This is a genomic window from Shewanella denitrificans OS217 (genome assembly GCF_000013765.1).
In the GTDB taxonomy this organism is placed as follows: Bacteria; Pseudomonadota; Gammaproteobacteria; order Enterobacterales; family Shewanellaceae; genus Shewanella; species Shewanella denitrificans.
This window is the reverse complement of sequence record NC_007954.1, coordinates 1958257-1970481: the sequence shown is the minus strand read 5'-3', so window position 1 is coordinate 1970481 and position 12225 is coordinate 1958257. Positions and strand designations below refer to the sequence as shown.

General features: G+C 43.3%; 10 protein-coding genes. 1 reads left to right on the top strand and 9 read right to left on the bottom strand.

The window, feature by feature from the left end:
* Positions 1–128: 128 nt before the first annotated feature.
* The 6 genes from SDEN_RS08810 to SDEN_RS08785 all read right to left on the bottom strand — a co-directional run bounded on the left by SDEN_RS08810 (position 129) and on the right by SDEN_RS08785 (position 3528).
* A complete protein-coding gene (locus SDEN_RS08810) occupies positions 129–569 on the bottom strand; it encodes a hypothetical protein (RefSeq protein ID WP_011496132.1) in 441 nt (146 codons plus the stop codon).
* 179 nt (positions 570–748) lie between these two features.
* On the bottom strand, positions 749–1249 hold the full coding sequence (locus SDEN_RS08805) for a hypothetical protein (protein WP_011496131.1): 501 nt from the start codon (positions 1247–1249) through the stop codon (positions 749–751).
* Positions 1250–1447: 198 nt separating this feature from the next.
* Complete coding sequence (locus tag SDEN_RS08800; RefSeq protein ID WP_011496130.1) at positions 1448–2002, bottom strand: hypothetical protein; 555 nt, start codon at positions 2000–2002, stop codon at positions 1448–1450.
* Entirely contained in the window at positions 1999–2379 is a 381-nt protein-coding gene (locus SDEN_RS08795) for a hypothetical protein (RefSeq protein WP_041405737.1), read from the bottom strand. The genes SDEN_RS08800 and SDEN_RS08795 overlap by 4 nt, the downstream gene beginning before the upstream one ends.
* A gap of 421 nt (positions 2380–2800) precedes the next feature.
* A complete protein-coding gene (locus tag SDEN_RS08790) occupies positions 2801–3025 on the bottom strand; it encodes a helix-turn-helix domain-containing protein (RefSeq protein ID WP_011496129.1) in 225 nt (74 codons plus the stop codon).
* Positions 3025–3528, bottom strand: a complete 504-nt coding sequence (locus SDEN_RS08785; RefSeq protein WP_011496128.1) for a DUF2975 domain-containing protein — start codon at positions 3526–3528, stop codon at positions 3025–3027. The genes SDEN_RS08790 and SDEN_RS08785 overlap by 1 nt, the downstream gene beginning before the upstream one ends.
* Before the next feature lie 146 nt (positions 3529–3674).
* Between SDEN_RS08785 and SDEN_RS08780 the strand changes: the two genes are divergently transcribed.
* Positions 3675–4982, top strand: a complete 1308-nt coding sequence (locus SDEN_RS08780; RefSeq protein ID WP_011496127.1) for an aspartyl protease family protein — start codon at positions 3675–3677, stop codon at positions 4980–4982.
* A 29-nt stretch (positions 4983–5011) separates the two neighbouring features.
* On the opposite strand, the gene SDEN_RS08775 is transcribed toward SDEN_RS08780, so the two are convergent.
* From SDEN_RS08775 to SDEN_RS08765, 3 genes are all read right to left on the bottom strand, one after another.
* Positions 5012–5983 carry a diguanylate cyclase gene (locus SDEN_RS08775; RefSeq protein ID WP_011496126.1) on the bottom strand — a complete coding sequence of 324 codons (972 nt, stop codon included), beginning with the start codon at positions 5981–5983 and terminating at the stop codon, positions 5012–5014.
* On the bottom strand, positions 5977–10956 hold the full coding sequence (locus tag SDEN_RS08770; protein ID WP_011496125.1) for a PAS domain S-box protein: 4980 nt from the start codon (positions 10954–10956) through the stop codon (positions 5977–5979). The genes SDEN_RS08775 and SDEN_RS08770 overlap by 7 nt, the downstream gene beginning before the upstream one ends.
* Before the next feature lie 145 nt (positions 10957–11101).
* Complete coding sequence (locus SDEN_RS08765; RefSeq protein WP_011496124.1) at positions 11102–12001, bottom strand: DMT family transporter; 900 nt, start codon at positions 11999–12001, stop codon at positions 11102–11104.
* Positions 12002–12225 lie beyond the last annotated feature (224 nt).

Sequence of the window (12225 nt, the reverse complement as noted above, 5' to 3'; positions counted from 1 at the left end):
TAGAAAAAGTCGCCCAGGGTCAAGACCAGTAATATGAATACTGCTGAAATACAGGGGGGAATTATTGAAAAGTTAACTCACGCTGAGTCGATAACCCTACAATTAAGGTGTTCACTAAATATTTGGGATTATGCTTGCAGAGATTTCATTGTATTACTGTGCGGTTCACTAGTTTGAATACGTTGCATATAGCTCAGTAGAATTTGACTGCGAATGGCCTTTGCTTTTTTAAATATCTTTTCAACAAAGCCTTTTTCTTGTTCAAAAAACAGCGTTGAATATTCAGTAAAGAAGTGCTGTTTAGGCATAGCTGCAATTTGGATAGCAGAATGCAAGTTATTCTCTAGCATTGAAAAAATCAACTCTGACTTATTTTCTCCGACTAACCTAAATAGCCGCTGATAGGCTTTAACTTCTTTTATTAAACTATCTTCAACCAAGCCACCCCAATTCAAAACATCAACTTGCGACGGGCTATTAAGATTGATACCCTGCCATTTAACTTCAGGGTTAGCCGCAATAAATACCCTTAGCGCATCAATATAGACGCTTATATTTTCAGATTTCACTTGACCACCTAAATATCACAAATAGTTAACCCACTTTTATGAGGAATAGTAAAAGCAAGTTTTTAAAAACAGGAACGGCCAATTTGTTAATGGTAATTCTTAAACACCACGTTAATATAAAAATTGCTAGATTAACCCAGTGTTGAAGTTAAATTGACCAAGGTAAGAATAAGTACTTTCTATCCCCTTCCATCCGAAAACTCTTTCAGATAATTTTCATTAGCTGTCAACCTACCCAGTACTTCTTCGGCCAGCGGCCTGCCAATGGTCTCTGGGTTATCAGCTAGCGTTTGTCCACCGCGATGTTCTTCCATCAATGCTGGACTCCTTTTATGGCTTGTCTCAATTACACAGTTCCGTGCATCGACAATAGTCTCTTTTTGTTCAACCTCTTCCATTTGAGTATTAGATGCCTTCAGTTTTATCTGGTCGTTAATTTTCCCTACCAGTTGATAGACTTCGCGGAAGGGTCTGTCTAATACTATATTCAGTGTTTTCTGAGCTTGATCTAATGTGAGAGAAACTAACAATATATTGTCAGAGAAAGTATTTTCTAATTGTCGCTTAAGCTGTTCTATTGGGCTGTGGACGTCTTTATACTTACATTCTTCCATGGCATTAATAATAAACCCGGCTTCGCTTTGGCTTACTTCTATTTCCAACACGGTATCTCTAGACATTTTATTACCCTTATCATTTTGTGTTTAAGTGTTTTATTTAGACTTCTATGAGCTTGGGTATATTTAATATTAAAATGTCCCAGCTTCCAAAGGATTCTGGAAAAAGTATTAAAATATTTTAAAAAGAATGATTCATAAAAATACACCCAAGACGACAGGGATATTTTGTCGCGACTATAGGTGCATTTGAGGGAAGCTTTAACGATGAAATTGGTATTTTAAATGTCGATGTAATTGTTCTTCAAGTTCATAGGCGCACACTAATAAAGAATTTAATCTTAATTTCCAGTGTCTATCCCAGCTACTGGAGGATATATTGGCAATCCCTGCTCTGCGCCGCTCACTGAGAGCACCTAGCCCAGTACCATGACATTTTTCACAGTCCTTGGAAATGCCGCGGCCACCCTTGCAATGTACTGCGATCCCCCTGCCCTTGCATTTATTACAGTGAACCCCGTACACACCTTCAAGCATCATCAATTGGGCAAGGCCTTCAGTGCTCTTTAAGCCTTGCGTCCATTGCTCTGTTTTAACTTGTTTTTTAATTATATCGTTAAAAAACGCCATCAATTCATTAGCCGCCAGCTTGCTCGCGCAGTATTTAGCTAGTCCATAATTACACGCGGCTGGTGATAGATTGCCAAAGCCTAACGCTGCAGCAACATCACTTGAAGTGATCTCTGTCTTGCCACCACTCACAGAATCTAACGCCACACTTTGGGGGACCAATTTATTTAATAACCCAATGCTCATACTGCCCCCACAATTTTTCTAACCATCTCGGGAAGAATATAGAATTGTTCAGCGATCATTTTATGATTCATCCCGCGCAAATTATTCAATCGCTTGATTTCAACAATGTCATTTTCATCTAAATGGTGTACGTTCTTATTCACAAACACTTTCACATAAAGCCCACGGCTCGGGAGCTGCTCGTCATAGTCAGTGGTAACCACTAGCTCTCCATATTCGACATAGTGCAAAAACCTATGGCAAGCCAACCGCTCTTGTTTACAACGTCGTTCTTGTTCGCAAAAATCACACGGACTCTCACCTAAGTTAAATGCTGATGCCATCCAGTCAAAGCGTCTAACAATGTGTTGAGTTGTAACCTTGTTAAGAATATCCATTCAATGCTCCATTTAAGTAAACAATTTAAATCTGTCATCTAGACCCTTGTCACTACTGACGACTTAAAACTTACTCTGGTTATATTCTTTTAAAACAATCTGTTACCTAATATGTCTTTTATGTGCTAAAGAATGTCTTTATTGTACTAATCCATTGAAAATACCGACTATGGGTCAACGCCATACAGTAAATTGAAGGGATCATGCCGCGTTTTATGAATGATGACTGTTTAGCTGAATAAGCAAAGATGACGCTTGGTATCTAGATTGGGAGATTGGGAGTTCAATCAGCAAGATAATAATGAAGACTGAAATAAAGGCTCAGCTTGCACCTGTATGCCTGTATTTCTTTTGGGGGAGGTTTTAAGCGCAGTTATGCGCAACAACTAACACTTCCTGGGTACACGTTCACGCTAAAAAATTATTCATTCGGGTAGCTCTCAGCGGATTCGAAGGCTAGCAAATCACCAGGTTGGCATTGTAAATAGTCGCAGATGGCCGCTAACGTCGCAAAACGGATCCCCTTCACTTTGCCACGTTTTAACAAGGATAAATTGGCCTCAGTTATGCCTATGTGTTGTGCCAACGCCTTGGAACTGATTTTTCGCTGGGCCATGACCACATCAAGATTGACGATGATCCTCATCAGATGATCTCCTTGTTTTCCTTGTCTAACTCATGCGCGGCACTAAAAAAGTGCGCCAACACCGGCAAGCACAGCACTGAAATCAAGCTCAGTGGGGCGATATTAATTTCTGTACTGGGAACCGCTAACACTTGGCTCGCAAGTATTGGCCAAACAATACCGTATAGCTCTGAAAATACCGTCATCCATGCCAGCCAGTGGATGTGTTTCAAGCTGCTGTTGGAAAAGAAATGACCTTGGCTAAATTCGTGCAATAAGGCTAATAACCAATAGAGTGAGAGTAATTTAGCCAAAACAATGGGCAGACTCACTATGACTAATGAGGAATGTGCTTGGGGATATTGATGCCATAAGCTTTCAAACGAGCCATCCCCTAAGCTTATCCACCACACACCATGGGCCATAAAGCCATAGCTGGCAATGCCAATTACACACACCAATACCCCCATGACCAAAAGACGCACTATGTGGCTGGTTCGCCTTAATTCTTGCTGTTTAATCATTTTAATCCCCTGCTCTCGTCACTATCGTAAAACTGTCCCTCAAGTGTATCAAACAATAACAAATTATTACAAGTCAAAAATTAATTATTGTCTTGCGATAATTAATTGTTGTTATACTCGATAAAACACACATTTAAGGATGCAAGATGATGACACTAAGAAAGCTTATGCGTTTTAACAAGCTAAACAGCTTACTACGCGCTTTATGTACAATCACCTTAATCGTAGGACTCAGTGGTTGCCAGCTATATCAAATGGCGAGTTTACGCTGGCACAATGCCAATACTGATGTCGTATGGCAGGGGGAGAACAATACCTCATCATTATCTTTTACCATGATGAACAACCATATTTTAGTGCCAGTGCGAGTCAATGGCGGCGAGCCAATGATGTTTGTGTTGGACTCAGGTGCCGCAGCCAGCGTGTTGACACAAACCCGAGCGACCAAGGCCCTGAAACTGCCTCTGAATAACCCGATACAGATCTCAGGCACAGGCGATGGACCCGCGCCAACCGCTTATATTGTTCATGATCAGCACATTACATTAGGTAGTCTTTCTGTGGAGGGCTTATCCATGGTCTACGCGCCAGCCGATGCCATGCCATTTCAAAATGAAGAGGAGACCTATTTTGATGGCGTACTGGGCGCTGATTTTTTCAATTGCTGCCTGGTTGAAATCGATCACGATAAACAGCAATTACATTTCCATCGGCCCACTGGCGACAAAAAAATCCAATATGAGAACCTAAATTGGCAACGATTAACTATGGAGGTTGAAAATAATACGCCCTACCTTAGGACAAGTATTGATAGTCAGTCGAGAAAAGCCCAAGTCAAAGTCATGTTAGATACGGGTTCAACAGGCACTCTGAGTCTAAAAGTGGGTATTAACCCAAATATTCAGTTGCCAGAGAAAACTTTTCAGTCCCGCTCTATCGGTATTAAGGGATATGCCACCCAGTTGAATGGATTATTGGATACGATTCGTTTGGGGGATTACAAGATAACTGACTTTAACGCTTCGTTTAAGATGATAAATGACGATCCTGAGGATGATAGCGATGGTATTCTTGGAAACCAGATAATGAAACGCTTCAATATGGTGTTCGACTTCAACAATGAAACGCTTTGGCTGCGCCCCAGCAAGCTTTACCAGAACCCAGTGCCAAAGAACAGCAGCGGTCTCTTGCTCCTACCTCACACCCAAGGCGCCGTGGTGCGAGATATCACGCCCAATAATAGTTCGATCCACGCTCTGGGCATTAAAGAGAACAGCATCATCACCCATATCCATGGCCAGGCTGTGACGGCTAAGAATTTCGATATATTAACTGGCTTACTTCAATCACCAGACACCAACCAAGTGCCCCTTTGCTGGACATGGCAAGATGAAAACCATTGCGATGTGTTGCGACTTCAAGATAGCCCCAAAACAGCGTCACACATTCTTTAACAGGTGAGATTAACAATCAATAATGAAATCTAACCCTCTATACGCTCAGGCGCTGCAGCCATTGCATTGATATTGATTGCCTCTACCCTATTCCTGCCTTGGCTTTTCGCTCGATACAGCTGTTTATCTGCAGATTCAATCAGGGCCTGAAGCTCCATGTTTTGACTGGGAATGACGCTGGCAAGCCCTGCACTGATGGTGACAAACTTCATCACATCTGAACCTTCGTGGGGTATTTTAAGGGCGATAATGCTGTCCACAATTTGCTGAGTAACGAACAAGGCGCCATCAAAATCCGTATTGGGCATGACACAAATAAACTCCTCACCCCCAAAACGGGCCACCAGATCGTAAGGCCGCCGTGCCCTGCTATTGATAGTTTGGGCTACTTTCCTTAGGCATTCATCCCCTTTGCTGTGACCATAGCAATCATTAAAACGCTTAAAAAAGTCGATATCCAACATAACGATGGAGATCGGTAACTTATCTCTTAAGCAGTGCTGCCAAGTTGTCGGTGTGTGCTGTTCGAATTTACGTCGGTTGGCAACCCCAGTTAAGCCATCAAGCAGGGCTATGGAGCGTAATAAATCAGACTGACGCTTCAACTTGAACTGATTTTTAATTCTGGCTTGAGTGATCACTGGGTTGATGGGTTTGTGAATAAAGTCCACCGCCCCCAGCTGGAAACCCTGCACCTCTTTTTCTAAATCGAAATGGCCTGTGACAAAGATAACCGCAATACTACGGGTTTCTGCCCGCTGTTTTAATTTAGCGCACACATCAAAACCGTTTAAATTGGGCATTTCAATGTCGAGCAATATAATATCCGGCTGGATTTTTTCACAAATTTCTATGGCTTTCAAGCCATCGGTGGCCATATGGATATCATAATCCTGATGCAGAAGTTGGTGTAAAATTTTAATATTGACGACTTGGTCATCCACCAGCAAAATCTTGCCGCGTTCTGGTTTATCGGTTGATATATACTCTTCTATTAACACGTTTCTGCCCCTTTCAAAATGGCTTCAGCCGTTACTAGCGCATCGTTAAACTGTAAGTTATTCACTTGGGTCTCTAAGGTAAGCCAATGCCCCTCTGAGACTAGGTTCTCGAGTATGTGGCTTAGTTTATCGAACGCATCCAAGTTTTGTTCTTCTAACAAGAGTATTAATTCTTTAAGCATTTTTCTATCGAATTGATCATTGTGTTCGCCATTAATCAAAGGCCTCTTTTTCTCTTCAACCTGCTCATCACTCGTCGTAGATAAAAATAGCTTATCCAAGTGTAAGGCACTATCAGTTATACTTTGCTCTATGGTCAACAGCCATTGCTTGGCGGCTAATGGTTCAAGCCCTTGTTTACACTCAAGCTCTAACTGTGCGCCGAAGGCTGCTAACCGCTTAGCCCCTAAGTTGCTTGCCGTGCCTTTAATGGTATGGGCGACTATGCTGGCGGTCTGTAAATCGGCTTGTTCAAATGCTGTCGTTAACAAGCCAAGCTGTAACATCATTTCAGACACAAAGCTTTGTTTCACGTCGATGAAAAACGACATCTCACCACCAAATCTACGCAAAATAGAACTGGTATCTTCCAGTATGGCCACATCCTGTGGCATGACTCTTTCAGTGGAAATACTCTCAGTAGCTAGCCTGTCTTGCTCTGCACTGATATTAGCAGAGTTGTTATTAGCTGGATTGTTATCGGCAGAGTGGGAATTAGCAAGGCTGTTATTGCCTGAGATTGAGTATTCATCTCGAGTGAGTGTTAATATGCGCGGCACAAGTTCACTCATGTCCACGGGTTTACCAATATGATCATTCATTCCAGCCCTGAGACAGTTTTCTCTGTCGATGGCCGATGCATTGGCCGTCATGGCAAGAATGGGCAAGTGTTCAAAGCGGCCATCGGCGCGGATTAACCGTGTGGCTTCTAAGCCGTCGATGTCAGGCATTTGCATGTCCATGATCACAATATCAAAATCCATTCCTTGATCAGTGACTTGCTTAACCCCTTCAATTCCACCCTCAGCTAGGGTGACTATCGCACCTTGTAATTTAAGTAGCTCATCGATAACCTGGCGATTTAATGCATTGTCTTCCACCACTAAGATAGACAAGCCCTGCAAGTTGTCCTGAGCCCATTTTTTGGTTGAACCTCTTTCAACTTTACCCATGATGGCGTTATCTAAGGTTTCAAGAATAAGGTTCGCTGTGGTGGGTTTAGTGAGTAAGCTGACAAAAGGTAAGCTCGAGTAAGCTTTACTTTCTAGCATCAAATCTTCAGCGTAAGCGGTAAGCATGATAACTGCGGGTCTTGGCTTGTGACCACACAATTCATGGATGCGCTCAGCCGCTTCTAAGCCATTAAGTTCTGGCATGCGCCAATCCATCACTACCGCATCAAAGGCTTTTTCTTCCTCAAGACTCTGTTCAATCAGAGTTAATGCCTCCAAGCCCCCACTGGCTTCAACCACCTCGGCGCCATGAGTGACTAATGTGTTGGCCACAATTTTTCGGCTCATTGCGCTGTCATCAACCAAGAGCACCCGGCGATTGTTTAAGGTTAATGTCGACTTAGTGATAGGAGTCTCGACTAATTCAAATTCTATATCGAACCAGAAACGGCTGCCCTGTCCCTCTTGGCTTTCAACTTCAAGCTCAGCCCCCATTAACTCCACCAAGCGCTTAGTAATCGCAAGGCCGAGGCCTGTGCCGCCAAAACGCCGTGAGGTGGACGATTCCGCCTGCATAAAACCTTGAAATATCTTATCAAGCTGACTCACATTGATGCCTATGCCAGTGTCAGCCACACTTATCCTTAACCGCACCTTATGGCTACTGAGCTTCAAATTGAACACTTGTAGTATGACATGTCCTTGAGCAGTGAATTTAATCGCATTGCCCGCAAGATTGAGCAACACTTGTTGTAATCTTTGTTTATCCGCCAACACGAGTTCTGGAATACTGGGATCTAAATCGAATAACACTTCAATGTGTTTTCTGCGCATATTGGCAGCCAAGAGCACCGCAAGCTCTCGCATAATTTCTTCCAGGGAGCAGGGATGGAGATCCACATTCAGTTTGCCAGCATCTATTTTAGAAAAATCTAAAATATCATTTAAGAGGCCCAATAAGGATTGCGCCGCCACTTCGGTTTTTGACACATAGTCTTGTTGCTGTGGCGTCATGTCAGTGTGCTGCACTAGCTGCAACATGCCCAGAATGGCATTCATAGGGGTTCGAATTTCGTGACTCATATTGGCCAAGAAGGCAGACTTAGCGGCACTGGTGGCATCGGCCTCTTCTTTAGCCCTTCTTAGGGTGTGTTCTAATTCCCGCTGTTCAGTAATATCACGGTTTATCCCAAGCAACTTCAGTGCCTTACCAAACCTATCTCGAATAACATGGGCGCCACCTTGAACATAACGTACTTCATCTGAAGGCCGTATCACTCTGAATATGGGATCATATTCTCCCGTGCCTTCAATGGCAGCCTTGAGTTTCTCTTGGGCCATATCTACATCATCGGGATGCAATCTATCGAGCCAGTGTTGGTAAGATAAACCGTTATGATTAAGCGAACTCGGATAATCATAGATAGCAAACATACGTTCATTCCAATCTAAAATATTGGTTTCTATCTCCCAGGTCCAAATACCAAGTTCTGCAACTTCTGCCGCTTGTGTCAGTTGAGTACTGGTAGAGACCAGCTCCTCTTGCTGTTTGAGCATCAAGTCAATATTGGTGGCAACCCCAAGATAGCCTAAAAGATTGCCTTGTGTATCTCGCATGGCTGACACGGACAAGGACACTTGGCATTCACTGCCATCTTTTCGCACATACGTCCAGCGACGGGTTTCGGGTCCCTTGTGTTTAGCATGATAAATGAAGGCCTCAAAACCACGAATTTCGATGCCGTGTTCTGCACTTAATTCATCGCCCCTTAACATTACCTCTTGGGTTAAATGAAATATCGCTGGGCTAATTTTACCCACCAACTCATCTCTGTGGTAGCCCAGTAGCCGCTCGGCGCCGCGATTAAATATGCTGATAATCCCTGTTTCATCCGTGGCAATTATTGCAACTTCAGAGGCGGCAAAAAGCACATTGGATAATAAGGCACCCACTTTGTTTTTCTCTAATTGAGCGTTCTTGCGTTCGGTAATGTCTGTGGCTAATGACACAAAGCGCTCGATATTTTTTTGTTTATCAAAAATCGGCGCTATCACGGTATCAAACCACTTAGGCTCCCCCTTGCTGTCTAAGGTACAAATTTCACCGTGCCAAGGCTTGCCAGATTTAATCTTGTTCCACAAACGTTGCCAAAATAACTTATCGTGTTCACCTGAGCTGACCTGTAAATGGCTCAGGCCCACCAGCTGCTCACGGCTATAGCCGCTAGCCTCGCAAAAATTATCATTCACTGCCAAAATAATGCCTTGTAAGTCGATTTCTGAATACAAGAGCTGTTGGTCTATGGTGTCAAATAAGGTTTTGTTTTCGGCGACCACATGCTCTAAGGCTTGGGTTCTTAGGTGGACTTTACGTTCGAGACTGGCATTGAGTTCATGAATTTGCCGCTCGGCATCTTGCGCGGCGGTGATATCCCTTATGGTTTGGCTCACGCCGACAATCACCCCGACGTGGTTATAAATGGGCAGTGCTGTCATAGAGGTCGATAATTTGTTTTGCTCTTTATCGTGATGAACACCGACGGCATTTTGAATCGCCTCACCAGATAACACTTGCTTGAACTGCGTCCATTCAATTTCTTTGTTTGCGGCGGGTACTATCAAACCCAGGTTTGCCCCTTGCATCACTTCGTCTTTGGTATAGCCAAAAATGTGTTCAGCCCCTTGATTCCAGCCAGTGATTAGCCCTTCGCTGTCATAACTTATGATGGCATCTAAAGAATGTTCGAGTATATTGGCACGCCTGGCATTTTCAGCATCCAGCAGACGCTTTTGTTGCTTGTTACGGCTATAAAATGCCATTAACACTGCAAAGAGCAAGCTCATCAATAAACCATAGGCCAGCACTAAACTTGGACGAGTTAAGTGTAAACTTTCAATGAATACGGGGTAAGCGGAAACTGAAATGGTCCATTGGCGGCCAAAAATATTTGTCGAAAGCGTGGTGCTATATCGAGATAACTTAGCAGTATCGAAAGCGTGAGTTTGATAGAAAAGCACAGGGTTGCTGTTGTCGGTAACATCTTTAAGCTCAAGCTTAGTGGTCTCTTGGGTTAAATTAAGATCTTCAAGCACTTCATCAATCACAAGTGGCGCATAACTCCAGCCAAACCCTTCAGCCTTCCTTAACTTGACAGTCTCAGGAATATTTCCCGTCCTGTATATGGGCAATAAAATTAAAAAAGATTGCTGTGGATTTCCTGTGGCTTGCACTAAGGTAATGGGACCACTCAGGTGCACTTTGCCGGATAATAATGCTTGATAAGCAGCCTGATAACGATTGGTCTCAGAGGCGATATCCAAACCTATGGCAGCCATATTTCGCTCTACTGGCTCAACCAATTCAATCACGAAACGTTCATTATCGTGGGGGGTCAATTGACGGATAGAAAAATCAGGCCAGCCGGCGTGCTTGACTTTGGCGATAAAGCTGGCCTCATCAATAGGTTTAACCCGGCGAATAAAGCCAAAGCCCCTAGCTCCTGGAAATTCAATGTCGATATCACGAGTGTCACTGTAGCCTTTAAATATTTCTCGGGAAATCCCTTGCTCGCCAGCGGTTAATATTGAGCCTCTGGCACTGCGAAGCCCATATTGGTACAAGGTGACTCGCTCGATCACACGCTGGCTGATGTCTTGAGTATTTTCTTCTAAGGCTTGAGTAATAAACCGCTGGTTTTTATCGTGAACCCACAGGGAAGTCGCCAAGCTTATCGCTAGGCCCAAGGTAAACACCAGTCCGCCAAATAATAATGCCTGTTTGAAGCTTGAATGCTGTGTCATTAAGGGATCATTTAATCAGTGATGAACTCAATGCCAATAACTTTGGACGAATCAAGCCAATTTAGCAATGTTAGATGATGAAATTTAACACTTTTAAATATCGCGGTTTAACATCGCCAGCTCCCCATCGCAAGATAACCTAAGCCTAGCTGGGTGAGCTTATCTTTTTTTCACGGCAAAACATCACCAAATAACGTAGGGGTAATTGTGACACTAGCATGCCTAACAACATTAAGGCACAGCCTAAGAGCGCCCGGTTATCTAAACTCTCATTTAATAATAGGATACCGCCAATGGCGGCAAATACCGCTTCCAAACTTAAGATAATCGCCACATGAGCTGGGTGTGCATTTTTCTGAGCCACCACTTGCAGTGTATAACCCACCCCAACTGAAATTAATCCTGAGTAGGCCAAGGCACCCCAGGCTAAACCTATATTACCAAGCACTGTAGTTTCAATGGCAAGTGACACCCCAAGGCTGATAAGCGCGCAGATCATAAATTGAATTTGTGACAACAAGATAGCCGAATGTTTACGGGCCAAATGATCGATTAATAAAATGTGCACCGCCCAAAATAAGGCGCCAACCAATTGCAACGCATCACCATAGCCTATGCTCATGTCATCCTTAATACTTAAGAAATACATGCCCCATACCGCAATAGCGCAGCCAAGCCAAGTATTCAGCCCTGTACTGTGTTTAAGCAGTAAACCCAAGATAGGCACTATGACTATGTAGAGTCCGGTAATAAAACCCGCATTGGCCGCCGAGGTATAGAGTAGCCCCACTTGCTGAAAAGAAGCGGCGATAAAAAGCACAATGCCTAAGGCCACAGAGCCCAATAACAGGCTATTTTTCTCACCCACAATCAGGGTCCGCTTACGCTTGAAATACCAAATAAGTGGCAACAGACTGATTGCACCAATAAAAAAACGCAAGCTATTGAACATAAACGGCGCTAAATGTTCCATGCCTAAGGCTTGGGCCACAAAGCCCATGCCCCAAATACAGGCGGTTAATAACAATAACAGATTGGCAATCAAGATAAGACTCACAGTATCAAAAAAACATGGCCTAAGACTAACTTGCCCACAAAGGGCAATACAAGAAAAAACTCCATGTGTAATAGGCTGTAATACCTATTTCTCGCCTAGGTGGCTACCATAATAATAATTGTTAAATCATGCTTTTGCCCGTACTCGGAGGTCAATACACCTCTGAGAATTTTGAACTAACAGATATTGAAATTCATTTTGCTATATGAGGC

Excerpts from the sequence above, each read along its gene's own strand:
- SDEN_RS08800 (WP_011496130.1), bottom strand. The coding sequence starts at position 2,002 with ATGAGCATTGGGTTATTAAATAAATTGGTCCCCCAAAGTGTGGCGTTA.
- SDEN_RS08790 (WP_011496129.1), bottom strand. The coding sequence starts at position 3,025 with ATGAGGATCATCGTCAATCTTGATGTGGTCATGGCCCAGCGAAAAATC.
- SDEN_RS08785 (WP_011496128.1), bottom strand. The coding sequence starts at position 3,528 with ATGATTAAACAGCAAGAATTAAGGCGAACCAGCCACATAGTGCGTCTT.
- SDEN_RS08795 (WP_041405737.1), bottom strand. The coding sequence starts at position 2,379 with ATGGATATTCTTAACAAGGTTACAACTCAACACATTGTTAGACGCTTT.
- SDEN_RS08770 (WP_011496125.1), bottom strand. The coding sequence starts at position 10,956 with ATGACACAGCATTCAAGCTTCAAACAGGCATTATTATTTGGCGGACTG.
- SDEN_RS08780 (WP_011496127.1), top strand. The coding sequence starts at position 3,675 with ATGATGACACTAAGAAAGCTTATGCGTTTTAACAAGCTAAACAGCTTA.
- SDEN_RS08805 (WP_011496131.1), bottom strand. The coding sequence starts at position 1,249 with ATGTCTAGAGATACCGTGTTGGAAATAGAAGTAAGCCAAAGCGAAGCC.